This window comes from Aeromonas sp. ASNIH1 (assembly GCF_002934285.1).
Classification (GTDB): Bacteria; Pseudomonadota; Gammaproteobacteria; order Enterobacterales; family Aeromonadaceae; genus Aeromonas; species Aeromonas caviae.
This window is the reverse complement of record NZ_CP026228.1, coordinates 88,655-113,644: the sequence shown is the minus strand read 5'-3', so window position 1 is coordinate 113,644 and position 24,990 is coordinate 88,655. Positions and strand designations below refer to the sequence as shown.

The window sequence follows — 24,990 nt, the reverse complement described above, 5'->3', positions numbered from 1 at the left end:
CAAGATTACCCTGTGGTTTCTGAATGAGAAGTGACGAATCGTTATAACAATATGTTATTACAACATATAGAACTTATTCTCTCTTGCCGAGGGGGCTCCCGCTGCCTGGGCATCCAATGGAAGGGATCTCATGGGATTTGCAGGAAGCGATCGCTATCTCGCATCACAGGCACTGAAGATGGCCGTCGATGCCGCCATCGTGCTGGAGAAGCCGCTGCTCATCAAGGGTGAGCCCGGTACGGGCAAGACAGTGCTGGCGGAGGCGGTAGCCGAATCCCTGGGTGCCGAGCTCATCAGCTGGCACATCAAGTCCACCACCAAGGCCCAGCAGGGGCTCTACGAATACGATGCCGTCGCCCGGCTGCGAGACTCCCAGCTCGGTGATCCCAGGGTCGGGGAGATAGGCCACTACATCCGCCGGGGCAAGCTGTGGCAGGCCTTCAGCGCAGAGCAGCGGCCAGTGCTGCTCATCGATGAAATCGACAAGGCGGACATCGAGTTTCCCAACGATCTGCTGCTGGAGCTGGATCGGATGGAGTTCGATGTCTACGAGACCGGTGAGCGCGTGAAGGCGCGCCAGCGCCCCGTGGTCATCATCACCTCCAACAACGAAAAAGAGCTGCCGGACGCCTTCCTGCGCCGCTGTTTCTTCCACTACATCCGCTTTCCCGACAAGGCCGAGATGCAGGCCATTGTCAAGCTCCATTACCCCGACCTCAAGGAGCGGCTGCTGGACGAGGCGATGACGCTTTTCTTTGAGTTGCGTGCGGTAGAGGGGCTGCGCAAGAAGCCGTCCACCTCCGAGCTGCTGGACTGGATCCGGCTGCTGTTGGCGGACGATATCGCCCCCGAAGCCCTGCGCACCCGTGAGCCCGGCAAGCTGGTGCCCGCACTCTACGGTGCCCTGCTCAAGACGGAGCAGGACTTGCACCTCTTCGAGAAGCTCGCCTTCCTGGCGCGCCGCGGCGGCTGAATGCTCATCGACTTCTTCCTTCACCTGCGCCGCCACAAGCTTCCTTGCAGCCTGCGGGAGTTGCTCGACCTGCACGGGGCGCTGGCAGCCAGACTGGCCAGCCTCGACATGGATGAGTTCTACCAGCTATCCCGCTGCCTGCTGGTGAAGGATGAGGCGCACTACGATCGCTTCGATCGCGCCTTCGCCGAGTATTACGAAGGGTTGGCCGCCATCCCCCTGTTGCCGGAGAGCCTGCCTGACGACTGGCTGCGCAAGGAGTTCGAGCGACTGTTAAGCCCGGAGGAGAAGGCGTTGCTCCAATCCCTTGGCGGGCTGGACAAACTGCTAGAGACCCTCAATCAGCGGTTAAGCGAGCAGAAAGCGCGCCACGCGGGCGGCAACAAGTGGGTCGGCACCGGGGGCAGCAGCCCGTTCGGTCACGGTGGCTATCACCCGGAAGGGATCCGCATGGGGGGAGAGGGCCAGCACGGGCGGGCGACCAAGGTGTGGGAGGCGCGTCACTTTCGCAACTTCAGTGACGACTCGCCCCTGGGGCAGCGCGCCATCCAGCTCGCCCTGCGCAAGCTCAGGCGCTGGGTGCGCCGGGGCAATCCCGACGAGTTGGATCTCGACGACACCATCCAAAGCTCGGCCAGGCAAGGCTGGCTCGATGTGAAGCTGCGGCCCGAGCGCCACAACGGGGTCAAACTGCTGGTCTTCTTCGACGTAGGGGGCTCCATGGATGCCCACGTGGCCGAGGTGCAGCGCCTCTTTTCGGCCCTGCGCCACGAGTTCAAGCACCTGGTGTTCTTCTATTTTCACAACTGCCTCTACGACTTCGTCTGGCAGGACAATGCCAGGCGCCATGATGATCGGTTCGATACCTTGCGGCTGCTGCGCACCTACGGCAGCGACTACAGGGTGATGGTGGTGGGGGATGCGAAGATGGGCCCCTATGAAATCACCTGGCCAGGTGGCAGCGTAGAGTACTGGAACGAGGAGCCCGGCCAGGTGTGGCTCGGGCGCCTGCAACAACATTTCCCCAAGATGGTGTGGGTCAATCCGCTGCCAAGGCAGGAGTGGCTGTGGCACCCCTCCATCAAGTTGATGAACGAATTGATCGGCGGGCGGATGCACCCGCTGACCCTGGCGGGTCTGGCTGCGGCCATCGACCAGCTGTGACCCTCTGAACCCTAAAAAACAGACAAGCCGGGATTGCACCCGGCCAGGAGCAAAGATGACCTCTATCGTAATCAGTGGCTCAGGCCTCTATACCCCTCCCTTTGCCGTCAGCAATGAAGCGCTGGTGGAGGCCTTCAACCAGTACGTGGATCTCTACAACGAGGAGAACGCCTCCGCCATCGATGCAGGGCAGCTGCCTGCCAAGCAGCACTCGAGCTGCGAGTTCATCGAGAAGGCCTCCGGCATCAAGAGCCGCTATCTGGTGAGCAGCGAGGGGGTGCTGGATCCCGACATCATGCAACCGCTCATGGCGGAGCGCCCGGACGATCAGCCCTCCATCATGGTGGAGATGGCGGTGGCGGCCGCCGAGCAGGCGCTGATCGCCGCCGGTCGTGAACCGGGGGAGATCGATCTTGTCATCGTCGCCGCCTCCAACATGCCGCGCCCCTACCCGGCGCTGGCCATTGAATTGCAGAACTATCTCGGCGCCAGCGGCCTGGCATTCGACATGAACGTGGCCTGCTCTTCCGCCACCTTCGGGATCAAGACCGCCGCAGACATGCTGGCGGCAGGCACCGCCCGGCTGGCGCTGGTGGTCAATCCGGAGATCTGCTCTGGTCACCTCAACTTCCGCGATCGGGACAGTCACTTCATCTTCGGCGACGCCTGTACCGCCGTGCTGCTGGAGCGGGAGGCCGATTGCCAGGTGGCCAACCCCTGGCAACTGGTGGCCAGCAAGCTGGTGACCCAGTACTCCAACAACATCCGCAACAACTTCGGCTTCCTGAACCGGCTCAGCCCGCGCACCCGCTACGGCGATGACAAGCTGTTTCGCCAGCAGGGGCGCAAGGTGTTCAAGGAGGTGCTGCCCCTGGTGTGCGATCAGATAGCCTCCCAGCTGGCGGAGCAGGGATGGGCGGCCGATGGCTTGAGCCGGCTCTGGCTTCATCAGGCCAACCTCACCATGAACCAGTTCATCGGTCGCAAGTTGCTGGGCCATGACGCCAGCCAGCAGGAGGCACCTGTCATCCTCGACCGCTACGGCAACACCAGCTCGGCGGGTTCCATCATCGCCTTCCACCTCTTCAACCAGGATCTGCCGAGCGGGGCTCGCGGGGTGCTCTGCTCCTTTGGGGCCGGTTACTCCATCGGCAGCCTGCTGCTGCAGCGGCGCTGAGCACCCTGTTTTGCCCATAAAAAAAGCCACCCGAGAGGGTGGCTTTTTTCATGCTGCCCGAGAGGCTTTTTTCAAGCGGGTTCGATGGCCAGTACCTGACATTGCGGTTCTTTTATCTGAAATCGCACGTTCACATCGAACAATCTGACACCGTACACCTTGTCATCCGGCTTGCCCTTCTTGTAAGCAGGGCGGGGATCCTGAGCCAGCACCTCCCTCACCAGTTCACGCAGCTCCGGGTGGGCCTTGAGCCAGGGGGTGAGCTGCTGCTCGGCCTGGGCGCTGAAGCTCACCGCCAGCGGCGGGGTGGGGGCATCGGGGGCGAAACCGCCACGGGCGTGGGGCAGGCTGTCGGCATAGGGGACATAGGGCTTGATGTCGACGACGGGGGTGCCGTCGAGCAAGTCCACGGCGCCCAGCTCGAGCCAGAGTTTGCCGCGCTCACGTCCCACCCCGTGCAGCTCGACCACGGAGAGGCCAAGGGGGTTGGGGCGGAAGGTGGAGCGGGTGGCAAAGACCCCGACCCGCTCGTTGCCGCCGAGTCGCGGCGGGCGCACCGTCGGGTGCCAGCCCTGATCCATGGTCTGGTGAAACACGAAGCTGATCCAGAGATGGGAGAATTGCTCGATGCCGCGCAGCACATCGGGCTGATCGTAGGGAGGAAGCAGTTCGAGGCGGGCGCGAGCCGCGCTGACCAGACCGGGCTGGCGGGGTATGGCGAACTTCTCCTTGTAGGGAGAGCGGATGATCCCTAGGGTATCGATATCGAACTTCATGGCGGATCCTGGCTGAAAACCCGGGCAATGTAGCACAGGCACGCCGAAAACGCAGGGGGAGCACCAGGACGCAGCCCCTGTGATCCCGATCCCAGACCCGGTGCCCGGGGGCTGTGTCCTGGTGCCAACTTGCGTAGGGTGGGGCGGCAAAAGGGGTGGCGGGGGAGCGGGCAAGGAGCCTGCTGCCCGCACCATGACGATATGCCTGGCGGCATCAGGGCGTGCCTGGGACGTGTGCTCACCATGCCAGGCCATGGCCGTTTCGGCTGCCCGTGGAGGGGCTGCAAGGAGAGGGCGCCATAGAGGAGAGACAGGGATGAAATTGTTGATTATCGGCGGCACCGGCTTTCTGGGTCGCCACCTGACCACGCTGGCCCTGGATTGGGGGCACGAGGTGACGCTGTTCAACCGCGGCCACCGCCAGCACCCGGATTGGCGGGAGCTGACCCAGCTTCACGGGGACAGAGACGGGGACCTGGCCCCCTTGCGGGGCGAGGGGCGGCACTGGGATCTGGTCATCGACACCTGCTGCTATCGCCCCGAACAGGCCGAAGGACTCTCTGACGCTCTGCTGGGGCGCTGTGATCGGCTCATCTTCATCTCCACCATCAGTGTCTATCGCGATTTTTCCCAACCCGGCATGGATGAGTCGGCCCCCTTGCACGAGATGGCAGGAGCGCCCACCGACTACGGCCCCCTCAAGGTGCTGTGCGAGTCGGTGTATCGCGCCCGCTGGGGAGATCGCCTGTGCACCCTGCGCCCCGGCGTGCTCTGCGGCCCCTTTGACCCGACCGCTCGTCTTGCCTGGTGGGTGAGGCGGGTGCAGCGGGGCGGGCCCTGGCTCTTGCCGGGGCTGGGGGAGGACAGGCTGCAATACCTGGATGTGCGCGACTGCGCCGAGTTCGTGCTGCGGGCTGCCGAGCAGCGACTCGCTGGGTGCTTCAACCTGATCAAGCCCGGCATCGCACTGAACGACTGGGTGGAGCGTCTTGCTGCCCGGCTGACGCCAGCGACCCCCTTGCAGCTCGAGTGGGCTCCCTGGCGTGACCTGATGGCGGCAGGGGTGGCGCCCTGGCAAAGCTATCCCACGCTGCTGCCAAACGAGCTGCCCGAGTATGCTGGGTATGGCACCATCAGCGCCGAGGCCGCCATCGTCCATGGGCTGAACTTTCGCCCCCTGGAGGAGACGGTTGACGATCTGGTGGTATGGCTTGCCAGCAACCCCCGGGGGCCGCTGCCGGGCATGACCCATGACGAGGAACAGGCCTTGCGACGACGAGTGGAGGTTTCCTTGTCATCGAATGCGTACTAGCCGACATCATAAAGAAGAGGGCACCCCGGGGTGCCCTCTTCTCATGTGGGGTGTTCATCCATGACGGGCGCTCAGCGCAGCAATGCACCCGCGTCGGCCAGCAGGGTCCTCAGCACACTGCGATGACAGCGGGACTCCTGTTCGCAGTAGCATCCCACCGAGAAATGGGTGGTGTGGGAGAGGGCGGCCAGCAGGGCCAGATCGTGCTTCGCGGCCGGGGCGGCCATCTCGGCCTTGTACTGCTTGCAGAAGGCGGTCCACCGGGCCGGGGTGTCGGCAGTCTGACCGAGTTTCATGGTCTCGGCGCTGGGGGCCAGATTGGGGAACCAGACGTCGTACCAATCCTGGCTGGCGAACGCCGCTTTGGGCACGCCGCGAGGGGGGCGACGCACGGTGCCGATGCGAAGCCCCTCATCCTCGAGGCGGGGGCTGCCGAGTCGCACGATGGCGATCGCCATGGCAGGACTTACTTCTCTTCGGCCACTTTCAGCGCCTGACCGTAGCAGATCACCTGCTTCAGGCAGCCGGGCACGTCGCTGAACTCGGCGCACTTGTCGAAGCTGACGCCGTTGCCCCCCATGTCCGCCACGCGGCGGCGGGCCAGGGTGCGGGCTTCACCGGCATTGGGCACCGCCTGGTTGGCATCGCTCTGGCAGGATTCCCCCTCGACGGTGCCGAGGTAGAGGTAGTTGAGGTCGGCGAGCTCGCTCTGCTCGTAGATCCGCACGCTCCCCGGCTTGAAGTACTCGTCGAAGTTTTCCTTGTCCAGATTGCTGTTGAAGGCGAAGTCGGCGCAACCGGAGGCAATCAGGGGCATCATCAGGATCAGGCGTTTCATATCGGCATCTTGTTGGGTGGCGAGTGGGCCATTATAGGGGGCAGTCGCCGATGGCGACCAGCCCCATTTTTAGCCATATCAATGGATTGTAGCGAGACGACCCCGGATCAGGCGGGGGCCAGTCGCCGGTGCAGGCTGCGGTAGTGATCATCTTCCAGCAGCTCCTGGTGGGGGGCACACAGACGGATGCGACCCTCTTCCATCAGGGCTACCCTGTCCATCCGTTCCAGCCCCAGCAGGCGGTGGGAGATGAGCAGCAGGGTGCGATCCGCCCCCAGGGTCAGCAGCAGATCCATGATCTCCCGTTCGGTCTGGGTATCGAGCCCTTCGGTGGGCTCGTCCAGCAGCCAGAGCGGTGCATCGTGGAGCAGGGCGCGGGCGATGCCGATGCGGCGGCGCTCCCCGCCGGAGAGCGGACGCCCGCCATCCCCGAGCCAGGCATCCAGTCCCTGTTCGGCCTGCTCACCCTCATCGTGGAGCAGAGTTCCGAGCCCCACCTGGGTGAGCACCTCGATGAGCCGTTCGTCGCTGGCTCCGGGGGCGGCCAGGGTGAGGTTGCCACGCAGGGTATCGGCAAACAGGTGGACCCGCTGGCTCACCACGGAGCAGGAGGCGCGCAGCGCCTCTTCGCTGTAATCGGTGAGGGGCTTGCCATCGAGCAGGATCTTCCCCGATAGGGCCGTCCACTCCCGGGTCAGCAACCCCATCAGGGTGGACTTGCCACAGCCGGTCTGCCCCAGCAGCGCCAGCTTCTCCCCGGCATGCAGTTGCAGGGTGCACCCTTGCAGCACGGGAGCATCCTGGCCTGGATAGGTGAAATGCAGATCGCTTATCTGCACGGCACCCCGGGCAGCGGGGGCTTGCTGTGCTCCCCACTCCGGCGCCTTGGCCTCTTGCAGGATCTCGTTGAGACGGCGGGCGGAGGTGAGGCTGGTGGAGAGGTGCTGGAAGGCACCGGCCAGCGGCAGCAGCGCCTCGAAGCTCGCCAGGGTAGCGAACACCATGAGTGCCGTGATGGGGTCAGGGGCACTGCCACCGACGCCGTGACCGGCCAGCCAGAGCATCAGGGTCAGAGTCCAGCCGCTCAGCAACTGCACCGAGAAGGCGGCCAGGCCGCTGACGCGGGCCATGCGGGCCTGGGCCCGGATCAGGGCCTGCTCCGCCTGCTGCAATCCGGTGAGCGCCTCGGGAGCGGCGGCGAACATCTGCAGTTCGGCCTGGCCATCCAGATAGTCCACCATGCGGGTACGCAGGTTGGACTTCTCGGCGATGAGCTGGCGGCCCGGCGCGCGCCCGGCAAAATAGAAGACCAGGGGCAAAGCCAGCATGCCAAAGAGCAGAATGGCTCCCAGCGTCAGCGCCAGGCGACCATCGAAGAAGGAGAGGAAGAATACCAGCCCGGCGCAGCTCAGCAGTGCCGCCCCAATGGGGGTGATGAGGCGCAGATAGACGTGATCCATGGCGTCGATGTCGGCCACCAGACGGTTGAGCAGGTCAGCCTGGCGAAAACCGGCAAGGGAGCCGGGGGAGAGAGGGGAGAGCTTTTGCCAGAACCAGACCCGCAGCCGGGTCAGCACCCGGAAGGTGGCGTCGTGGCTCACGACCCGCTCGCCCCAGCGACTGGCGGTGCGCACGATGGAGAAGAAACGCACGCCCCCCGCAGGGGTCATGTAGTTGAAGGTGTCTCGGGTGGCGACCGCCAGCCCGGCGACGGCGGCGGCGGAGAGGAACCAGCCGGAGAGGGAGAGCAGGCCCATGCCGGCCACCAGGGTGACCAGGGCCAGCAGCAGGCCGATGGAGAGGCTGAGCCAGTGCTGGCGATAAAGGCGCAGGAACGGCAATAGATCAGTCATCGAGAGAGTCTCCGAAACCTTGGGATTGCGACAGGAGGCGGGCGAAGGGGCCCTGGGCCTCGCCGAGTGCGGCAAAACGTCCCTGCTCCACCAGCTTGCCGTGCGCCAGCACCAGGATGTTGTCCATCTGGCTGAGCTGATCGAGGCGGTGGGTGATCATCAGCAGGGTCTGACCTTGTGCGGCCTGTTCGAGGGCGCTCATGACAGCTCGCTCAGAATGGCGATCCAGGCTGGCAGTGGGTTCATCCAGCACCATCATCTGGGTCGTCTTGAGCAGGGTACGGGCAAGGGCGATGCGCTGGGCCTGGCCGACGGAGAGGCCGCCCGCCTGATCCCCGACCCGATAGTCCAGCCCTTTCTCATTGACGAACTCCCAAGCCTGGGCGCGCTTGAGCGCGGATTCCAGCTCGGCGTCGCTGGCGGATGGTCTGGCCAGAAGCAGGTTGTCCCGCAGGGAGCTGTGGAAGAGTTGGGGATTCTGGGAGAGCCAGCCTAGCTGCTGGCGCCACTGGCTGATGTCCAGGGTACGAAGTTCCACTCCGTTGACGCACAGGGAACCGCGATAGGGGGCAAAACCGAGCAGGGCATTGACCAGGGAGCTCTTGCCCGCGCCGCTGATGCCGACCAGGGCGGTGCGCGTGCCGGCTTCCAGCGTGAAATCGAGGGGACCGACCAGCACCTTGCCCTCGGCGCTCAGCACTTCCAGGCTGCGGGCTTCTACCTTGACGGGGCCATCCGCATGGAAGGGGAGCGTCCCGGAGGCGGGTTCGCTCACGTCGGCCTCGAGAAATTCCAGCAGTTGTTCGGCGGCGCCAATGGCCTGTGCCTTGGCGTGATAGTGGGCACCGAGTTCCCGCAGCGGCGCGTAGAACTCGGGGGCGAGGAAGAGCACGAACAGGCCGGTAAAGAGGGTGACCTTGACGCCATAGCTGCCAAAGTTGAGGTGATCGATGTAGGAGAAACCGAAGTAGACGGCCACTAGGGCCACCGCGATGGCGGCGAAGAACTCCAGCACGGCCGTGCTCAGGAAGGCGAGGCGCAGCACCTCCATGGTGCGCTCGCGAAAATCTTCCGATGCATCGCGGATGGCCTCCCCTTCCGCCCGGGTGCGCATGAAAAGCTGCAGGGTGCGCAGCCCCTTGAGGCGATCGAGGAAGTGGCCTGAGAGGCGCGCCAGCGACTGGAAGTTGCGGCGGTTGGCATCGGCGGCGCCCACCCCCACCAGGATCATGAAGAGAGGAATGAGGGGGGCGGTACCGAGCAGAATGAGGCCCGCCGCCCAGTTGACCGGGAACACGGAGACCAGGATCACCAGGGGAATAAAGACGGCGATGGCCATCTGGGGCAGATAACGGGAGAAGAAGTCCTGCATCTCTTCGATCTGCTCGAGCAGCAGGCTGGCCCAGCTACCGGCGGGGCGACGCTGGATATATGCAGGGCCGAGCCTGGCGAGGCGGGTGAGTACCAGCTCGCGGATGGCCTGGCGCACCGCACTGCCCGCCTTGAAACTCGCCACCTCGCGGCCATAGGCCAGGGCCGCCTTGGTCAGGGTCACCAGCAACAGACTGATGAAGAGGGGGGCGGAGTGCTCCGGCGTGGAGCCTTCGATGATGAAACCGTGAAGCAGGCTCGCCAGCAACCAGGCCTGCATCACCATCAGGACGCCCTGACCCAGCCCGAAGGCGATGGAGATGCCGATCCAGCGCCGACCATGGCCCGATTGTTTGCGCAACCAGCCATAGAGATGTTTCTGTCTGTTCTTGTCCATTACCACCCTCCTCAAACGAGTGGCGCAAGACTATCGTCGCCCCCACGGCTTGGCAACCTTGCAGAACCGGGCGGAGGAACATCATTGTGTGAAAAATCGGCTTCATGCTCATTAGTTGGCCGAACAGCTTGATTTATGGCAAAAAATGCGAGGTCGGTGATTGCGCTCGGCGGCAAAATGCATATAGTAGAGGCCACTGACGCGGGTGTAGTTCAATGGTAGAACGGTAGCTTCCCAAGCTGCATACGTGGGTTCGATTCCCATCACCCGCTCCACATTCCAGATAGCGGCACGCGCCGTTGTCCATATCAGCCAGATGGCTGTCTGTAGTGGGGATTCCCCATCACACCAAGTACGTTTTGATGCCTAGCGGGCATCGTATAATGGCTATTACCTCAGCCTTCCAAGCTGATGATGCGGGTTCGATTCCCGCTGCCCGCTCCAGTCTTCACACAAAAAGCCCACTCCTGCGAGTGGGCTTTTTGTTGTCTGTTTTTTGATGCCGGCGAGAGTGCCAGAGCGGCCAAGCTGAAAGGCGCAGACATGGAAAAGGCGCCACAGGGCGCCTTTTCAACTCGGGAGTGGGAAGGATTACTCCTGCTCCAGCTCGCCGCAGAAGCGATAGCCTTCGCCATGGATGGTGGCGATGATCTCCGGGGTGTCGCCCACGCTCTCGAAGTGCTTGCGAATACGGCGGATGGTCACGTCCACGGTGCGGTCGTGGGGCTTGAGTTCGCGGCCCGTCATCTTCTTGAGCAGCTCGGCACGGGTCTGGATCTGGCCGGGGTTCTCGCAGAAATGCAGCATGGCGCGGAACTCGGAGCGGGGCAGCTTGAACATGTCCCCTGCCGGGCTGACCAGGGCGCGGCTGTTGATGTCTAGGGCCCAGCCATTGAACAGATAACGTTCCACCAGCTTCTTCTCTTCGCCACCGGCGGCCACGTTCATGGTGCGGCTCAGCAGGTTGCGGGCACGGATGGTCAGTTCACGGGGGTTGAACGGCTTGGTGATGTAGTCATCTGCGCCAATCTCCAGCCCCAGGATCTTGTCCACTTCGTTGTCGCGACCGGTCAGGAACATCAGGGCGATGTTGTCATCTTCACGCAACTCGCGCGCCAGCAGCAGGCCGTTCTTGCCCGGTAGGTTGATGTCCATGATCACCAGGTTGATGGTGTGGCTGGTCAGGGCCTGGTGCATCTCGTCACCGTTGTTGGCTTCGAGCACGATGTAGCCTTCGGCTTCGAAGATGCTCTTGAGGGTGTTGCGGGTGACCAGCTCGTCTTCGACGATCAGAATATGTGGTGTTTGCATGAGTATTCCCAGATTCTTATCAGTTAATTATCGAAATTTTAACACTCTTTGGCGTTATCCGACCGGTCCTGAAAATTTATTACGTCATCCTGGGTATGAATATCAGGTCGAATCATCGCGAATTTGGTAACTATGTCGGCAAGCATCCCTGTGCCGTACATGGGCTCTCAACAAGTCTGAACAAGAGAAGCCCGGAGAGGTAGTCCATTACAAAAGTTGCTGCATTTTATCAGTTAACAGGCGCATAACAACACTCTTTGCCGTCAGATAGCAACTTTTTAACTCAGCTTTGATATAAGTCAATCCCCGAGTTCGCTGCATCATACTTGGGCTGACCCGCTTTTTCGCCCTTAATAAATGTAATGGGATGTAACATGTGGTTGACATGACTTTGTGGGAAAACTACAGAAAAGTGTGCTTCATCGCCCCCTTTGCGCCTCCCAGCTGCCCAGCCTATGCCATTGTCACGGCCTGGAACCCGGCCAGCCGGTGGGTGGGGCTGCGCCGCAATGCCCGTCGCCAGCGAGCCCTTGTCCGGCAAGTGGGCGACTGTCCCGTCATGGGAGAGGTCTGGGGGAGCGATGAGGATGAGCGCTGGCAGGAGGCGTCGCTGTTGTTGCCGCTTTCGCTGCCAGAGGCGATCCGGCTGGCCGCCCGCTTTGGCCAGAATGCTCTCTATTGGGTGCGTGAAGGAGAGCTCTGGCTGGTGCCCGTGTTGCTGGAAGGGCCGCCCTGTCATCTGGGGGCGCTTGCGTCCCGCTGGCGGCTCAGGCCTTCGGGCTGACATGGCCCCCCGCCATCCGCACAGGGCACCCGGCCGGTGGATTGTCAGCGCCCCGACATGATGAAAGAATGAGCGGACACATTTCACTCCATGGAAGGATGATGATCATGCTGGACCTGCTGCCCGACCTTTGCGATGAACATGGCGACGCCCTTAGGATCGCTGACCCCCTGTTTCAGGACTATGGCGGCAAGGCGCTGTTTTACGGCGAGGCCGTGACCCTCTCCTGCTTTGAAGACAACAGCCTGGTGCGTGATCTGGTCAATCGTCCCGGCCATGGCAAGGTGATGGTGATCGACGGGGGCGGCTCCCTGCGTCGGGCGCTGCTCGGGGATCAGCTGGCCATCAAGGCGGTGGAGCAGGGGTGGGAGGGGATCCTCATCAACGGGGCCGTGCGGGATGTGGGGACACTGGCGACCCTGGCGCTGGGGGTCAAGGCCCTGGCCCCCTGCCCGGTCAAGACAGAGAAACGGGGCCTGGGCACGCTGGATGCCGTGGTCTCTTTTGCCGGTGTGACCATAGCGCCCGGCGACTATGTCTACGCCGACCTCAACGGTGTGCTGGTGAGCGGCGCCAGGCTCCTCTGAACCTCAGAAGTTGAAGCCCACGCCCAGAGTGAGAAAGTGTTCCGTGCTGAAGGCACTGAGTCCGTAATTGGCTGTGATGGCCAGGGAGGGTGTCACCAGCAGGCTGCTGTTGAGCTCAACCAGAGTGCTGGCCTTGCTCACCTCCAGCTGCTTGAGCTGGCTGCCGATGTTGAGTGACGGGGAGAGGCGATAGCGCACCCCAGAGCTGATATTGAACCCGGCCTGCCCACTTTGGGGGCCGATGGCGGGGCCGGCCTCCATGTAGAGGCTGATGTCATCCTGAAGCGGGTATTGGTAGCCGGCATTGATGAGCCAGAGGTCGAAGTTGTCGCCAAGATGGCTCTGGTTGCCGAGCAGTACGCCTGAATAGCTTTTGACGTAGAGCGGGTTGTCCGATTCGGTTTGGAGAAAACTCCAGTCGGCGGCCTGAGCCGAAAAGACGAGGCTGGATGCCATTGCGATGACGAGAGACTTGACCATTCGTTTCCCCTCCCTGGGTCCGAACAGGACTACAAGCATGGCACATGCCAGCGGGGAGTAAAGGGAACCCCGATCACAATAAAAGAGTTTTGATTGACGCCGCAGCCATGGTACACAGGCCCCTCACTCCGTGTCGTTACGACACGCTCCATCACGAGGTGAACTGATGAACAACAAACTGATCCTGCTGGCCGCTCTGGCCCTGGGAGGCTGCGCCATGACTACGGGTTCCACGCTGGCACAATTGCAGGCATCGACCTGGCAACTGCAAGGGGCGAGCGGTGATACCTTCACCCTGCAGGTCGCCGGTGACAAGGTGGCGGGCAAGGGCGGCTGCAACCGCTACTTTGGCGGCATCACAGAGCAGGGTGACGGCGTGTTGACGCTGGGCGCCATGGGTTCGACGCGCATGATGTGTGCGGGGGATCTGGCCGGCAAGGAGATGAACTACCTGCAGACCCTGGAGAAGGTGGCGAGCTTCCAGATCAGCGGCAAACAGCTGGTACTCAAGGATGCCGACAAGGCCACCTTGCTGACCTTTGACGCCGTGAAATAAGCCGGAATCTCGTCAAAGGCTGTCGCAGGCAACCCTGCGCCAGTGTGCAGAAGAATGTGAAAAGGGACGCAATGGCGTCCCTTTTTGTGCCTGATGTCGGGTCATCCCCCTCGCTGGAAGCGAAACCGCTTCTTGCGCCGGTAGGGATAGACATCCTCGAACATCCCCTCCTTGATGTTGCTCTGCAGCATCTTCCAGTAGTTGGCGTCGAAGAGCTCCTTGTGCAACTGCATCATGATCTCCCGCACCTGGGGTTTTTGCAGCAGGAAGGTGGCGAACTCCTCCGGGAAGATGTCGTTGGGTGCCACCGAATACCAGGGTTCGGCGCTCCACTCGTCCTCCGGGTAGCGCGGCGGCGGGATCTGGCGGAAGTTGCACTCCGTCATGTAGCAGATCTCGTCGTAGTCATAGAAGACCACCCTGCCGTGGCGAGTCACCCCGAAGTTCTTGAACAGCATGTCGCCGGGGAAGATGTTGGCCGCCGCGAGCTGGCGGATGGCGTTGCCGTACTCCTCCAGGGCGAGGCGGGTCTGCTGTTCGTCCGCCTGATCCAGATAGAGGTTCAGGGGGATCATCTTGCGCTCGGTGTAGAGGTGTTTGATCACCAGCTTGTCGGCGGTGAGGGTAAGCGCAGAGGGTGCCACCGCCTTGAGCTCGGTCAACAGCTCCGGCGAGATGCGATCGAGGGGAAACTCGAAGTTGGTGAACTCCTGGGTATCTGCCATGCGGCCCACTCTATCGTGCTGTTTTACCAGGCGGTATTTCTCCTTCACCTGCTCGTGGCTCACCTCCTTGGGCGGGGTGAACTCGTCTTTTATCACCTTGAACACCACATCGTAGGAGGGGAGGGTGAACACGCTCATCACCATCCCCTTGATGCCGGGCGCGATGACGAACTGCTCCCGGCTCTGGGCCAGGTGCTGCTGGTAGTGGCGATAGAGCTCGGTCTTGCCGTGTTTCTGGCAGCCGATGGCGTTGTAGATTTCATAGTCCGGCTTGCGGGGCATGATCTGGCGAAGGAAGGCCACAAAGAGCGCCGGCACCGGGGCATAGACCATGAAGTAGGCGCGGGCGAAGCCGAACACGATGGAAGCCAGCTCCGGCTCGAAGATGACGGTGTCCACATAGATGCTCTGACCGGTGCTGAGCAAGGGCAGGATGAAGGGATAGACTTCGCCCTTCACCCGGATGAGCCCCACCAGATAGGCTCCCTTGTTGCGATAGAACACTTCCCTGAGCAGCTCGATGGCGAAGGGCTCCTCGTGCAGGATGGCCGGGCCGCTCTCTGCCAGATGGCGGTGGATGTCCATGATGTCCCGCTGCTTGTCTTCGAAAGGGAGGGTGAAGCTGTAATCCCCGAGCAGCTGGCTCAGGGTCTGGGGCAGGTGGGAGAGATCGGTGCGATAGATACGCAGCAAGGATCCCAGGTCAGGCTTGTCACCCCGGCTCACGAAGGGGTGGATATAAAGGTTCTCGTCGCGGATGTTGCGATGGCGGAAGATGCGGCGATAGACGGAATTGAAGAAGGACTCCGCCACCTCGAAGTTCTCGCAGCGGGGCAGGAGATCGCTGAAGGCGCCTTTCACCTGCTTGAGCAGGGCCTGGGTCGGCAGCTGCTCCCCCATCATCTGTTTGATCTGCGCCGTGGTGGCGCCGACATGGTGATCATAGAGGCGGATGCGCTCTCGACCGGCGAGCTGCACCCCCAGCCAGTCGCTGTTCTCGAAACGGCTCTTGCTGCCCTGGGTTATCTCGAGAAAGCGGCTGTAAAACGACTCAAAACGTTGCAGGATCGTCTCGGCGACCGCCTGCTCCAATGGCTGCTGCATCTCTCTCTTCCTTGTGATCTGTCGGGCCCATGGCGTCAGTGCCCTGAGGCGGCGGACTCGCGTCCAAGGCCACTATGGCAACATCCAAACATCTGTTCAAGTGGCAATATTTCGGGATAAACGGTAGATTGCGCCCCTGTTTTGCCGGCGGTTTGCTGCAGTTCGCGGCGTCGGCCCCATCCTGGAGAGAACCCGATGAAACTCTATTTTGTGCTGGTGTCGCCCGCCCGTGCCGCCAACGTGGGGGCTGCTGCCCGCGCCATGAAGACCATGGGCTTCGATGCCATGCGACTGGTGGGGAGCCGGGTGCACGAAGAGGAGGAGGCGAGCTGGGTTGCCCACGGGGCGCAGGAGATCCTGACGGATGCGCAAGCCTTCGACACCCTGGAAGAGGCCCTGGCGGACATGGATCTGGTGGTCGCCACCACCGCCCGGCAGCGCGGCCGCTACCAGCACTACCTCACCCCGGCGGACATTCGCGACCAGATCCGGGCCAAGCCCTCCCTCGAGAAGGTGGCCATCGTGTTTGGCTGCGAGGAGTCCGGACTCTCCAACGAACAGCTCGCCCAGGTGGATCTCATCAGCTACCTGCCTCTCAAGGTCTCATACCCGTCCCTGAACCTGGGGCAGGCGATCATGCTGTATGCCTATGAGCTGAGTCCGCTGCTCGATGACCAGAAAGTGAGCGACGAGCAGGACGTAGCAGAAAATTTCGAGAGTGCCGGGCAGGTTCGCGTGCTGAAATCAAAAACAGCAGAATTGCTTGGTGAACTCGGAGTTTCGCAGGATGAAAAACTGCATCAATGGGTGATGGACCGAGTGCCCATGCTGCCGCAGCGGGATCTCAATATGCTCCATCTGCTCTGCAAAGACCTTGCCCGCAAGTTTGGCAAGGAGGTTTAGGTTGACAGCCCCTCGCCGGGCGCGGTATTGCTAACAACCAGATTCGTTCAAGAGTGTTCGTCATGCAGCTATTCACCAACATCATCACCACCACCATTATTACCGGTACCACCACAGGTGGCACTGGGGCCGGTTGATGCGCTGACGAACAAGCACAGAAATCAGAAAAAGGCCCGTACCCACCCAGTACGGGCCTTTTTTGTTGGATTGTTTTTAGACCAATTAGCAGATCAATTTGCAGGGAATACAGGGAGATAGCGATGAGAGTGTTGAAATTTGGCGGGTCGTCACTGGCCGACGCAGAGCGTTTCTTGCGGGTTGCCGATATCGCGGTGAATACCCACGGCCAATCCCAGGTGGCCCTGGTGCTGTCGGCACCGGCCAAGGTGACCAATCACCTGGTCGCCCTGGTGGAACAGACCAGTCGCGGCATGGATGCAAGCAGTACCCTGTTCGAGATCAACGGCATCTTCTCCCGCCTGCTGGCCGGCTTGAAGGCCGCCTATCCCGCGCTGGATGACAAGGCGCTGCAGGCCCGTCTCACCGCCGAGCTGGATCAGGTCGAGCGGCTGATGCAGGGTATCCGTTTGCTGGGGCTGTGCCCGGACAACGTCCAGGCCCGCATCCTGAGCCGTGGCGAGAACCTCTCCATCGCCTTCATGCACGAGCTCTTGCGGGTGCGCGGCATCGAGCTGGATCTCATCGTGCCCGAGCAGTTGCTGGTCACCGATGGCGGCTACCTCGAAGCCCATGTGGATATCGAAGCCTCCCGGGTGCGCTTCGCCGCCAAGGGCCTGCGCTCTGATTGTCTCTACCTGATGCCGGGCTTCACCGGTGGCAGCGACAAGGGCGAGACCGTGCTGCTGGGCCGCAACGGCTCCGACTATTCCGCCGCCGTCTTGGCCGCCTGCGTCGATGCCGAGTGCTGCGAGATCTGGACCGACGTGGAGGGCTGCTACAACTGCGACCCGCGCCTGGTACCGGATGCCTACCTGCTCAAAACCCTCTCCTATAAAGAGGCGATGGAGCTCTCCTACTTCGGTGCCAAGGTGTTGCACCCGAAGACCATCGCCCCCGTGGCCCAGTTCCACATTCCCTGCCTCATCAAGAACAGCTTCAACCCCCAGGGTCCGGGTACCCTCATCGGGGTCGATCAGGGGGATGACGATCTGAAGGTGAAGGCCATCTCGGATCTCTCCGGCATGTGCATGTTCAACGTCTCCGGTCCCGGCATGAAGGGCATGGTGGGCATGGCCGGTCGCATCTTCTCCGCCGTCTCCCGCGCCGGGGTCAGCATCGTGCTGATCACCCAGTCGTCCTCCGAGTACAGCGTCAGCTTCTGTATCCACAGCTACGACAGCGACAAGACCCGCAAGGTGCTGGAGCGCGAGTTCGAGCTGGAGTTCAAGAACCAGTTGCTGGACCCGCTCGAGATCATGACCGATCTGGCCATCATCTCCCTCATCGGTGACGGCATGCGCACCTCCAAGGGGATGGCGGCGCGCTTCTTCACCTCCCTGGCCCAGGCCTCCATCAACATCGTCGCCATCGCGCAAGGGTCGAGCGAGCGCTCCATCTCCGCGGTCGTGCGCTCCGGCAAGGTGGCGGAAGCCATCAAGGCGTGCCACCAGAACTTCTTTGGCAGTCAGCAGTTCATCGATCTCTTCGTGGTCGGGGTGGGCGGCGTCGGTGCGGCCCTGGTGGATCAGATTGCCCGTCAGCAGCCGGTACTGGCCGAGCAGGGCACCGGCCTGCGGGTGGTCGGCATCGCCAACAGCCGTCAGATGGCGGTCAACAAGGATGGCCTGGCCCTCGCCAACTGGCGTGAACAGTTGGTGGAAGCACAAGGCAGTTTCAGCCTGGAGGCGGTGAAGAAGCTGGTGGAAGAGAGCCACCTCATCAACCCGGTGATCGTGGATTGCACCTCGAGTGAAGCCGTGGCCGTCCAGTACGCCGACTTCCTCGGGGCCGGCTTCCACGTGGTCACCCCGAACAAGAAGGCCAACACCGGGTCGCTGGATTACTACAAGGCGCTGCGTCGCACCGCCCGCCAGACCCGTCGCAAGTTCCTGTACGAGACCAACGTGGGCGCGGGCCTGCCGGTCATCGAGAACCTGCAAAACCTCATCAAGGCCGGCGACAAGCTGCGCGCCTTCGACGGCATCCTGTCCGGGTCGCTCTCCTTCATCTTCGGCAAGCTGGACGAGGGGATGGCCTTCTCCGAGGCTACCCAGATCGCCCGCGGCAACGGCTTCACCGAGCCGGATCCCCGCGATGACCTGAACGGCATGGACGTGGCTCGCAAGCTCCTGATCCTGGCCCGCGAGGCCGGCATGGCGTTGGAGCTCTCCGATGTGGAGGTGGAGCAGGCATTGCCGCCGGGCTTTGATGTGAGCGGCGACGTGGAAGCCTTCATGGCCCGCCTGCCCGAGGCCGACGGCTGGTTCCGCGACCAGTTCGCGGCGGCCCAGCGTGAAGGCAAGGTGCTGCGTTATGTCGGCTCCATCGAGGGTGGCAAGTGCAAGGTGGCCATCAAGGCGGTGGGTGGCGACGAGCCCCTGTTCAAGGTAAAAGACGGGGAGAACGCGCTCGCCTTCTTCTCCACCTACTACCAGCCCATCCCCCTGGTACTGCGCGGCTATGGCGCAGGGACCGAAGTGACCGCCGCCGGTGTCTTCGCCGACGTGCTGCGCACCCAGAACTGGAAGCAGGAGCTGTAACATGAGTTCAGAGATGAACCCGAATGTAGAAATCGGCGGCAGCGTGGTGGCCTATGCCCCGGCCTCCAGCGCCAACCTGAGCGTGGGCTTTGACGTCCTGGGGGCGGCGCTCGCCCCCGTGGATGGCTCCCTGCTGGGGGACCGCGTCCAGGTCAAATCGGCAGAGGTGCCTTTCGCTCTCTCTTCCGTGGGCCGTTATGCCCACAAGTTGCCGGACGATCCGAAAAAGAACATCCTCCATGACTGCTGGGTCGCCTATGGCGAGGCGCTTGAGAAGCGCGGCCTGGGTCTCAAGCCGCTGGAAATGGTGCTGGAGAAGAACCTGCCGGTGGGCTCGGGCCTGGGATCGAGTGCCTGCAGCGTGGTGGCGGCGCTGGAAGGGCTCAACGCCTTCCACGGCGCGCCCCTGAATGAACACGACCTGCTGCTGTTGATGGGGGAGATGGAAGGGAAGATCTCCGGCTCCGTCCATTACGACAACGTGGCGCCCTGTTATCTGGGCGGCATGCAGCTGGTGCTGGAGGAGGGGGGCGTCATCAGCCAGGGCATCCCGGTGTTTGACGAGTGGTACTGGGTGGTCTGCTACCCGGGCACCGTGGTCTCCACCGCCGCCGCCCGCGCCATCCTGCCGGCCCAGTATCGCCGCCAGGACTGCCTCACCTATGGCCGCCGGCTGGCCGCCTTCGTGCATGCCAGCTACAGCCGCCAGGAAGGGCTGGCCGCCAGCGTCCTGAAAGACGTGATCGCCGAGCCTTATCGCGCGGCCCTGATTGAAGGCTTCAACGAGGTGCGGGCCCAGGGGGCCCAGAACGGGGCGCTCGCCACCGGCATCTCGGGGTCCGGTCCCACCGTGTTCGTGGTGATGAAGGATCTGGCCCAGGCTGAACGCATGAAAGAGTGGATGGAAGCGCACTTCGTGCGCAATGAAGATGGATTTGCCCGGGTCTGCAAACTGGACATGGCCGGGGCACGGGTAACAGGAAGCGAGCTATGAATCTTTACAACATCAAGGACAAGAGTGAACAGGTGAGCTTCGCCCAGGCGGTGCGTCAGGGTCTGGGCCGCGAGCAGGGGCTGTTCTTCCCAGAGACCCTGGAGCCGCTGGCCGATGTGGATGCCCTGCTGGATCTGCTGCTGGCCGAGCGCTCGGCCCGCATCCTGAGCCACCTGCTGGGTGACGAAGTACCGGCTGCCAAGGTGAGCGAGCTTATCGACGCCGCTTTCACCTTCCCGGCGCCCCTGGTGAAGCTCAAAGATGGCACCTATGCCCTGGAGCTGTTCCACGGCCCGACCCTGGCGTTCAAGGATTTCGGCGGCCGCTTCATGGCCCAGTGTCTGGCTGCGTTCAGAACCAATGACAAGATCACCATTCTCACCGCCACCTCCGGCGACACCGGCGCCGCCGTGGCCCACGCCTTCTACGGCCTGGAGGGGATTGAAGTGGTGATCCTCTACCCCAAGGGCAAGATAAGCCCCTTGCAGGAGGCACTCTTCTGCACCTTAGGCGGCAACATCCGCACCCTCGCCATCGACGGTGACTTCGATGCCTGCCAGGCGCTGGTCAAAGATGCCTTCGACGATGAAGGGCTCAAGACCGCCATCGGCCTCAACTCCGCCAACTCCATCAACATCAGCCGCCTGCTGGCCCAGGTTTGCTACTACTTCGAAGCCGTGGCCCAGTTGCCGAAAGCCGAACGCGCCAAGGCGGTCATCAGCGTGCCGTCCGGCAACTTCGGCAACCTCACCGCGGGTCTCATCGCCAAGGCGCTGGGGCTGCCGGTGAAGCGCTTTATCGCCGCCACCAACGCCAACGACACCGTGCCGCGTTACCTGAAAACCGGCCAGTGGGAGCCGCACCAGACAGTCGCGACCCTGTCGAACGCCATGGACGTGAGCCGCCCCAACAACTGGCCGCGGGTGGAAGAGCTGTGCCGTCGCAAGGGCTGGGCGCTGGAAACCCTGGGCTCAGGGATGCGCGACGATGCCCAGACCCGGGATGCGTTGCAGCGCCTGCATCAGCTGGATTACCTGTGCGAGCCCCACGGGGCGATTGCCTGGGATCTGCTGAACGAGCAGCTTGGGCAAGACGAGGTCGGTGTGTTCCTCTGCACCGCCCATCCGGCCAAGTTCAAGGAGTCGGTGGACGAGATCCTGAATCTGGATGTGCCGCTGCCGGGTCCGCTCGCCAAGCACGCCGCGCTGCCGCTCCTGTCTCACGATCTGCCCGCTGACTTTGGCCGCCTCAAGGCCTTCCTGCTCGGTTAAGCCGTCATGAGACGCTGACGATCCCCCGCTTTTTCACGAGAGCGGGGGATTTTTTTATGTCCGGTATTGATGTCCGGTATAGGGTGGGGGAACCCGCCCTATACCCCTGAAACAAGGAGCACGGCATGAGCCCGCATCCCCTTCGCACCCTGATCGAGACCTGTGACGCCGCCATCTCCCGGCGCGACTTCGACGCCCTGATGGCCTTCTACGCCGAAGACGCCGCCCTGGTGGTCAAACCCGGCATGGTGGTGCGCGGCATTCCCGCCATCCGCCGCGCCTTCACGGCCATCTCCGATTACTTTGACGGTCAGCTTGAGGTGACCCAGGGGGCCATGGAGGTGATCGAGGGGGCCGACAATGCCCTGGTGATCATGGAGACCCGGCTGCGCTACCCGGGCGGCGAGGGGTGGATCGACGAGACCCGGCGCGCTACCTATGTGTTTCGCAAAGAGCCCGGCGGGCAGTGGCGCTGCACGGTGGACAACTCCTACGGCACCACGCTGCTGGGGGCGCAGCAGCCCGGCATTCGGCCTGCAACTGACTAGCGCAGTCACACTGGCTCGACGTAGCCAGAGTGCGTGTATAGCGTGCGTAATCAAGGCTCACCATCAAGGCCGTGCAGCCAGACCGGTTAGTCAGATTGAGTAGCCAGATCGAGTAGCAAGAGCCAAGCCATCCAGGTCGGGGAACCCGAGCCGCACGCAGGGCACCGCTCTGCCTGGGAGGGGGCATCACAGCGCAGCCCACGGCGCAACTCCCCGTTTTGGTTGTGCCTCACAACCTGCTGTCAGAAAGTGCACCGACAGTGATTGCTGCGACATTTTTACGAATCTGGTTTGCACTCTCGTTGTTATGTTCGCCCCTGGCAGCACAACCCTGTCTGTGGGTCATTTCCGGCCCCCCGTGGCCCGTTGACCCGGTCTGCCGTGGCTGCTAATCAGGGGACTGCTTGACACCCTTCATGGACGAGCAGAGCCGCAGATGCCTCGACGGCGCGGCTTATCGACAACAACAACAACACCACAGTGCAGGGAGCAAACCATCATGTGGCCGTACCGAAAAATAGTGACCCAGTCCCTCAAAACCCCCTTGATGATCGCCAGGATCATCTTTTACTTCGCCCTGATATTACTGTTGCCGCTGCCGTTTATGGTGTCTGCAGACACCGTCCTGGCAGAAATCGGGCGCACTTATTACGCCCTGTTCTCATTGCCCATCGCCATGGTGCTGATGCTGATATCGAGCCTGATGGCCATCCTCATTGCCATGGTGGAGTCGCGCAACCAGCAGCCACCCCAGGGACGGTGGTAAGAAGGTCCTTGCCTTTCAAGCCATCCAATAAAAAACCATCCCGGACGGGATGGTTTTTGGACTTCCAAATTGGGACTCCCACCTTTTTGCCAGCAATTCGCCCGGCACTGTGGTCAGCGGCGATGCCATCAGCCACCTTGTTAATCCGATAGATCCCGTTTTACTCCCTTGGCATTTGTTTGGTGTCAGGCATTGCCATGTCTGAACACGCGACCCCGCTGGGTAAATGTCACTTGTGTACAAGATATTTATCGGGTTCCAGAAAGATCAATGTGTGATGAGAGATATAGCCAGCTAGTTAACGGTTGGCTCAAAAAGGTGAGTGTCCTAGATTTCCCTAGGGAAGGTGCGAATAAGCGGGGAAATTCTTCTCGGCTGACTCAGTCATTTCATTTCTTCATGTTTGAGCCGATTTTTTCTCCCGTAAATGCCTTGAATCAGCCTATTTAGACCGTTTCTTCGCCATTTAAGGCGTTATCCCCAGTTTTTAGTGAGATCTCTCCCACTGACGTATCATTTGGTCCGCCCGAAACAGGTTGGCCAGCGTGAATAACATCGCCAGTTGGTTATCGTTTTTCAGCAACCCCTTGTATCTGGCTTTCACGAAGCCGAACTGTCGCTTGATGATGCGAAACGGGTGCTCCACCTTGGCCCGGATGCTGGCTTTCATGTATTCGATGTTGATGGCCGTTTTGTTCTTGCGTGGATGCTGTTTCAAGGTTCTTACCTTGCCGGGGCGCTCGGCGATCAGCCAGTCCACATCCACCTCGGCCAGCTCCTCGCGCTGTGGCGCCCCTTGGTAGCCGGCATCGGCTGAGACAAATTGCTCCTCTCCATGCAGCAGATTACCCAGCTGATTGAGGTCATGCTCGTTGGCCGCGGTGGTGACTAGGCTGTGGGTCAGGCCACTCTTGGCATCGACACCAATGTGGGCCTTCATGCCAAAGTGCCACTGATTGCCTTTCTTGGTCTGATGCATCTGCGGATCGCGTTGCTGCTCTTTGTTCTTGGTCGAGCTGGGTGCCTCAATGATGGTGGCATCGACCAAGGTGCCTTGAGTCATCATGACGCCTGCTTCGGCCAGCCAGCGATTGATGGTCTTGAACAATTGGCGGGCCAGTTGATGCTGCTCCAGCAGGTGGCGGAAGTTCATGATGGTGGTGCGGTCCGGCAAGGCGCTATCCAGGGATAACCGGGCAAACAGACGCATGGAGGCGATTTCGTACAGAGCATCTTCCATCGCGCCATCGCTCAGGTTGTACCAATGCTGCATGCAGTGAATGCGTAGCATGGTTTCCAGCGGATAAGGTCGCCGGCCATTACCAGCCTTGGGGTAAAACGGCTCGATGACTTCCACCATGTTTTGCCATGGCAGAATCTGCTCCATGCGGGACAAGAAAATCTCTTTTCTGGTCTGACGGCGCTTACTGCTGAATTCACTGTCGGCGAAGGTAAGTTGATGACTCATGATGAACCCTGTTCCATGGCTCCAGATGACAAACATGATCTCATATCAGGGACTTGTTCGCACCTTCCCTAACTTCATCAATCACAGTGATAATCCCACGCTACCGCCCGTGGATTACAGCTTCCAATGCGCTCCATCGACCAGCGGGCGGGGCCCGAATGGTGCAGTAGGCGCCGAATGGCCAGCATAGCCTCAAGCCTCATACGCAAACCAGTCAAAAGTTGACGCAACCGCAAGGAAGCGCTGGATTTTTGCGCCAGCTCAACAATTGAAGTGAAGGCGCCGGGTGGCCGGAGCGGGGGCAAGGAGGGGGTTGTCGAGAAGGAAGGGGCATTTTGTTGTCACGGGGCAGGGGGACTATAGTGCAGCGAGGCAAGGGTGCCTCGTTTGGCCCGCGTGAGTGGGGGCCAACCACAATGGATAGAACGATGGAAGTGTGACATATGAAGCGGATCCTGATGGTATTGAGTCTGTGTGTGACGGTCATGGGCATGGGGATGGGGGTAGCCCAGAGCGCGACCTCTGGCGCGCAGCAAGAGTGCGAGGCCCAGGCGGCGGTGAAGAAGCTGGCGGGCGCCGCCAAGACCAGCTTTGTGGGCAAGTGCGTCAAGGATGCCTCCGCCAGTGCCAAGGCGAGTCAGTGTGAGAAAGCGGCCGCCGACAAGAAGCTGGCCGGGGCTGCCAAGAACAGCTTCGTGCAAAAGTGCCTGAAGACGGACGGGGCCGCCGACAAGGCGACCCAGTGCGAGAAGGCGGCAGCGGACAAGAAGCTCGCCGGGGCGGCCAAGAACAGCTTTATCCAGAAGTGCGTGAAAACCGCCTGAGCCGGTTGAGGCTCTGAAATCAACGCAGGTTGAGGCAGTGACGAGAAAGGGGCCCTGGGGCCCCTTTCTCTGTTGTGATGGGTGGTGG

General features: G+C 61.9%; 23 protein-coding genes, 2 tRNA genes and 1 other annotated feature. Of the genes, 16 read left to right on the top strand and 9 right to left on the bottom strand.

Annotated elements, in window-relative coordinates; all coding sequences use genetic code 11:
* The first annotated feature begins 130 nt into the window (after positions 1 to 130).
* From C2U37_RS00505 to C2U37_RS00495, 3 genes are read left to right on the top strand one after another with little or no spacing between them, the layout of a single operon-like run.
* The gene (locus C2U37_RS00505; RefSeq protein ID WP_045523915.1) at positions 131 to 973 is read left to right on the top strand and encodes an AAA family ATPase; all 843 of its coding nucleotides are present in this window, start codon (positions 131 to 133) and stop codon (positions 971 to 973) included.
* On the top strand, positions 974 to 2,137 hold the full coding sequence (locus C2U37_RS00500; protein ID WP_102948744.1) for a vWA domain-containing protein: 1,164 nt from the start codon (positions 974 to 976) through the stop codon (positions 2,135 to 2,137).
* A gap of 55 nt (positions 2,138 to 2,192) precedes the next feature.
* On the top strand, positions 2,193 to 3,314 hold the full coding sequence (locus C2U37_RS00495) for a beta-ketoacyl-ACP synthase III (RefSeq protein WP_102948743.1): 1,122 nt from the start codon (positions 2,193 to 2,195) through the stop codon (positions 3,312 to 3,314).
* Positions 3,315 to 3,385: 71 nt separating this feature from the next.
* Here C2U37_RS00495 and tsaA read toward each other — a convergent pair whose 3' ends face one another.
* Complete coding sequence (gene tsaA / locus C2U37_RS00490) at positions 3,386 to 4,090, bottom strand: tRNA (N6-threonylcarbamoyladenosine(37)-N6)-methyltransferase TrmO (RefSeq protein ID WP_104451714.1); 705 nt, start codon at positions 4,088 to 4,090, stop codon at positions 3,386 to 3,388.
* A 316-nt stretch (positions 4,091 to 4,406) separates the two neighbouring features.
* On the opposite strand from tsaA, the gene C2U37_RS00485 reads away from it, so the two are divergent.
* Positions 4,407 to 5,402, top strand: a complete 996-nt coding sequence (locus tag C2U37_RS00485; protein ID WP_104451713.1) for an NAD-dependent epimerase/dehydratase family protein — start codon at positions 4,407 to 4,409, stop codon at positions 5,400 to 5,402.
* Positions 5,403 to 5,473: 71 nt separating this feature from the next.
* On the opposite strand, the gene C2U37_RS00480 is transcribed toward C2U37_RS00485, so the two are convergent.
* The 4 genes from C2U37_RS00480 to cydD all read right to left on the bottom strand — a co-directional run bounded on the left by C2U37_RS00480 (position 5,474) and on the right by cydD (position 9,861).
* A complete protein-coding gene (locus C2U37_RS00480) occupies positions 5,474 to 5,860 on the bottom strand; it encodes a DUF488 domain-containing protein (RefSeq protein ID WP_039039351.1) in 387 nt (128 codons plus the stop codon).
* A gap of 8 nt (positions 5,861 to 5,868) precedes the next feature.
* A complete protein-coding gene (rcsF, locus tag C2U37_RS00475; protein WP_010673578.1) occupies positions 5,869 to 6,240 on the bottom strand; it encodes an Rcs stress response system protein RcsF in 372 nt (123 codons plus the stop codon).
* 107 nt (positions 6,241 to 6,347) lie between these two features.
* Positions 6,348 to 8,093 (bottom strand): heme ABC transporter ATP-binding protein/permease CydC, encoded by a 1,746-nt coding sequence (cydC, locus tag C2U37_RS00470; RefSeq protein ID WP_104451712.1) that lies wholly within the window; start codon positions 8,091 to 8,093, stop codon positions 6,348 to 6,350.
* Positions 8,086 to 9,861 carry a heme ABC transporter permease/ATP-binding protein CydD gene (gene cydD, locus C2U37_RS00465; RefSeq protein WP_104451711.1) on the bottom strand — a complete coding sequence of 592 codons (1,776 nt, stop codon included), beginning with the start codon at positions 9,859 to 9,861 and terminating at the stop codon, positions 8,086 to 8,088. Before cydD ends, cydC begins: the two co-directional genes overlap by 8 nt.
* A 201-nt stretch (positions 9,862 to 10,062) precedes the next feature.
* On the opposite strand from cydD, the gene C2U37_RS00460 reads away from it, so the two are divergent.
* Positions 10,063 to 10,136 (top strand) — tRNA-Gly (locus tag C2U37_RS00460).
* A 94-nt stretch (positions 10,137 to 10,230) separates the two neighbouring features.
* Positions 10,231 to 10,305 (top strand) — tRNA-Gly (locus C2U37_RS00455).
* A gap of 147 nt (positions 10,306 to 10,452) precedes the next feature.
* Here the strand turns inward: C2U37_RS00455 and arcA are convergent.
* Positions 10,453 to 11,172, bottom strand: coding sequence for a two-component system response regulator ArcA (gene arcA, locus C2U37_RS00450; protein ID WP_010673581.1), 720 nt, complete (start codon positions 11,170 to 11,172; stop codon positions 10,453 to 10,455).
* Positions 11,173 to 11,557: 385 nt separating this feature from the next.
* Between arcA and C2U37_RS00445 the strand changes: the two genes are divergently transcribed.
* Complete coding sequence (locus tag C2U37_RS00445) at positions 11,558 to 11,956, top strand: DUF3293 domain-containing protein (protein ID WP_102948737.1); 399 nt, start codon at positions 11,558 to 11,560, stop codon at positions 11,954 to 11,956.
* A 107-nt stretch (positions 11,957 to 12,063) separates the two neighbouring features.
* Complete coding sequence (locus C2U37_RS00440; RefSeq protein WP_102949235.1) at positions 12,064 to 12,543, top strand: putative 4-hydroxy-4-methyl-2-oxoglutarate aldolase; 480 nt, start codon at positions 12,064 to 12,066, stop codon at positions 12,541 to 12,543.
* A 3-nt stretch (positions 12,544 to 12,546) separates the two neighbouring features.
* On the opposite strand, the gene C2U37_RS00435 is transcribed toward C2U37_RS00440, so the two are convergent.
* Positions 12,547 to 13,023, bottom strand: coding sequence for a hypothetical protein (locus C2U37_RS00435; RefSeq protein WP_102948736.1), 477 nt, complete (start codon positions 13,021 to 13,023; stop codon positions 12,547 to 12,549).
* Between the two features lie 166 nt (positions 13,024 to 13,189).
* Here C2U37_RS00435 and C2U37_RS00430 point away from each other — a divergent pair, with 166 nt between their 5' ends.
* The gene (locus C2U37_RS00430; protein ID WP_039039356.1) at positions 13,190 to 13,579 is read left to right on the top strand and encodes an META domain-containing protein; all 390 of its coding nucleotides are present in this window, start codon (positions 13,190 to 13,192) and stop codon (positions 13,577 to 13,579) included.
* A 101-nt stretch (positions 13,580 to 13,680) separates the two neighbouring features.
* On the opposite strand, the gene aceK is transcribed toward C2U37_RS00430, so the two are convergent.
* A complete protein-coding gene (aceK, locus tag C2U37_RS00425) occupies positions 13,681 to 15,408 on the bottom strand; it encodes a bifunctional isocitrate dehydrogenase kinase/phosphatase (protein WP_010673586.1) in 1,728 nt (575 codons plus the stop codon).
* 195 nt (positions 15,409 to 15,603) lie between these two features.
* Here aceK and C2U37_RS00420 point away from each other — a divergent pair, with 195 nt between their 5' ends.
* From C2U37_RS00420 to C2U37_RS00390, 6 genes are all read left to right on the top strand, one after another.
* Entirely contained in the window at positions 15,604 to 16,311 is a 708-nt protein-coding gene (locus C2U37_RS00420; protein WP_039039357.1) for a tRNA/rRNA methyltransferase, read from the top strand.
* Between the two features lie 69 nt (positions 16,312 to 16,380).
* Positions 16,381 to 16,514: a sequence feature (Thr leader region), on the top strand.
* Between the two features lie 57 nt (positions 16,515 to 16,571).
* On the top strand, positions 16,572 to 19,031 hold the full coding sequence (gene thrA / locus C2U37_RS00410) for a bifunctional aspartate kinase/homoserine dehydrogenase I (protein ID WP_104451710.1): 2,460 nt from the start codon (positions 16,572 to 16,574) through the stop codon (positions 19,029 to 19,031).
* A gap of 13 nt (positions 19,032 to 19,044) precedes the next feature.
* A complete protein-coding gene (thrB, locus tag C2U37_RS00405) occupies positions 19,045 to 20,025 on the top strand; it encodes a homoserine kinase (protein ID WP_010673589.1) in 981 nt (326 codons plus the stop codon).
* Complete coding sequence (gene thrC, locus C2U37_RS00400) at positions 20,022 to 21,296, top strand: threonine synthase (protein ID WP_104451709.1); 1,275 nt, start codon at positions 20,022 to 20,024, stop codon at positions 21,294 to 21,296. Before thrB ends, thrC begins: the two co-directional genes overlap by 4 nt.
* Positions 21,297 to 21,421: 125 nt before the next feature.
* Complete coding sequence (locus C2U37_RS00395) at positions 21,422 to 21,844, top strand: YybH family protein (RefSeq protein WP_102948732.1); 423 nt, start codon at positions 21,422 to 21,424, stop codon at positions 21,842 to 21,844.
* 499 nt (positions 21,845 to 22,343) lie between these two features.
* The gene (locus C2U37_RS00390) at positions 22,344 to 22,610 is read left to right on the top strand and encodes a hypothetical protein (protein ID WP_042015800.1); all 267 of its coding nucleotides are present in this window, start codon (positions 22,344 to 22,346) and stop codon (positions 22,608 to 22,610) included.
* A gap of 487 nt (positions 22,611 to 23,097) precedes the next feature.
* Here the strand turns inward: C2U37_RS00390 and C2U37_RS00380 are convergent, their stop codons facing one another.
* Entirely contained in the window at positions 23,098 to 24,078 is a 981-nt protein-coding gene (locus tag C2U37_RS00380; protein ID WP_026141915.1) for an IS5-like element IS5 family transposase, read from the bottom strand.
* A 443-nt stretch (positions 24,079 to 24,521) separates the two neighbouring features.
* Here C2U37_RS00380 and C2U37_RS00370 point away from each other — a divergent pair, with 443 nt between their 5' ends.
* Positions 24,522 to 24,902 (top strand): hypothetical protein, encoded by a 381-nt coding sequence (locus C2U37_RS00370; protein WP_049636634.1) that lies wholly within the window; start codon positions 24,522 to 24,524, stop codon positions 24,900 to 24,902.
* The last annotated feature ends 88 nt before the right edge of the window (positions 24,903 to 24,990 follow it).

What these genes read in the sequence shown, in the direction of transcription:
- C2U37_RS00505 (WP_045523915.1), top strand. Translation starts at nt 131, where the DNA reads ATGGGATTTGCAGGAAGCGATCGCTATCTCGCATCACAGGCACTGAAG.
- C2U37_RS00500 (WP_102948744.1), top strand. Translation starts at nt 974, where the DNA reads ATGCTCATCGACTTCTTCCTTCACCTGCGCCGCCACAAGCTTCCTTGC.
- C2U37_RS00495 (WP_102948743.1), top strand. Translation starts at nt 2,193, where the DNA reads ATGACCTCTATCGTAATCAGTGGCTCAGGCCTCTATACCCCTCCCTTT.
- tsaA (WP_104451714.1), bottom strand. Translation starts at nt 4,090, where the DNA reads ATGAAGTTCGATATCGATACCCTAGGGATCATCCGCTCTCCCTACAAG.
- C2U37_RS00485 (WP_104451713.1), top strand. Translation starts at nt 4,407, where the DNA reads ATGAAATTGTTGATTATCGGCGGCACCGGCTTTCTGGGTCGCCACCTG.
- C2U37_RS00480 (WP_039039351.1), bottom strand. Translation starts at nt 5,860, where the DNA reads ATGGCGATCGCCATCGTGCGACTCGGCAGCCCCCGCCTCGAGGATGAG.
- rcsF (WP_010673578.1), bottom strand. Translation starts at nt 6,240, where the DNA reads ATGAAACGCCTGATCCTGATGATGCCCCTGATTGCCTCCGGTTGCGCC.
- cydC (WP_104451712.1), bottom strand. Translation starts at nt 8,093, where the DNA reads ATGACTGATCTATTGCCGTTCCTGCGCCTTTATCGCCAGCACTGGCTC.
- cydD (WP_104451711.1), bottom strand. Translation starts at nt 9,861, where the DNA reads ATGGACAAGAACAGACAGAAACATCTCTATGGCTGGTTGCGCAAACAA.
- arcA (WP_010673581.1), bottom strand. Translation starts at nt 11,172, where the DNA reads ATGCAAACACCACATATTCTGATCGTCGAAGACGAGCTGGTCACCCGC.
- C2U37_RS00445 (WP_102948737.1), top strand. Translation starts at nt 11,558, where the DNA reads ATGACTTTGTGGGAAAACTACAGAAAAGTGTGCTTCATCGCCCCCTTT.
- C2U37_RS00440 (WP_102949235.1), top strand. Translation starts at nt 12,064, where the DNA reads ATGCTGGACCTGCTGCCCGACCTTTGCGATGAACATGGCGACGCCCTT.
- C2U37_RS00435 (WP_102948736.1), bottom strand. Translation starts at nt 13,023, where the DNA reads ATGGTCAAGTCTCTCGTCATCGCAATGGCATCCAGCCTCGTCTTTTCG.
- C2U37_RS00430 (WP_039039356.1), top strand. Translation starts at nt 13,190, where the DNA reads ATGAACAACAAACTGATCCTGCTGGCCGCTCTGGCCCTGGGAGGCTGC.
- aceK (WP_010673586.1), bottom strand. Translation starts at nt 15,408, where the DNA reads ATGCAGCAGCCATTGGAGCAGGCGGTCGCCGAGACGATCCTGCAACGT.
- C2U37_RS00420 (WP_039039357.1), top strand. Translation starts at nt 15,604, where the DNA reads ATGAAACTCTATTTTGTGCTGGTGTCGCCCGCCCGTGCCGCCAACGTG.
- thrA (WP_104451710.1), top strand. Translation starts at nt 16,572, where the DNA reads ATGAGAGTGTTGAAATTTGGCGGGTCGTCACTGGCCGACGCAGAGCGT.
- thrB (WP_010673589.1), top strand. Translation starts at nt 19,045, where the DNA reads ATGAACCCGAATGTAGAAATCGGCGGCAGCGTGGTGGCCTATGCCCCG.
- thrC (WP_104451709.1), top strand. Translation starts at nt 20,022, where the DNA reads ATGAATCTTTACAACATCAAGGACAAGAGTGAACAGGTGAGCTTCGCC.
- C2U37_RS00395 (WP_102948732.1), top strand. Translation starts at nt 21,422, where the DNA reads ATGAGCCCGCATCCCCTTCGCACCCTGATCGAGACCTGTGACGCCGCC.
- C2U37_RS00390 (WP_042015800.1), top strand. Translation starts at nt 22,344, where the DNA reads ATGTGGCCGTACCGAAAAATAGTGACCCAGTCCCTCAAAACCCCCTTG.
- C2U37_RS00380 (WP_026141915.1), bottom strand. Translation starts at nt 24,078, where the DNA reads ATGAGTCATCAACTTACCTTCGCCGACAGTGAATTCAGCAGTAAGCGC.
- C2U37_RS00370 (WP_049636634.1), top strand. Translation starts at nt 24,522, where the DNA reads ATGAAGCGGATCCTGATGGTATTGAGTCTGTGTGTGACGGTCATGGGC.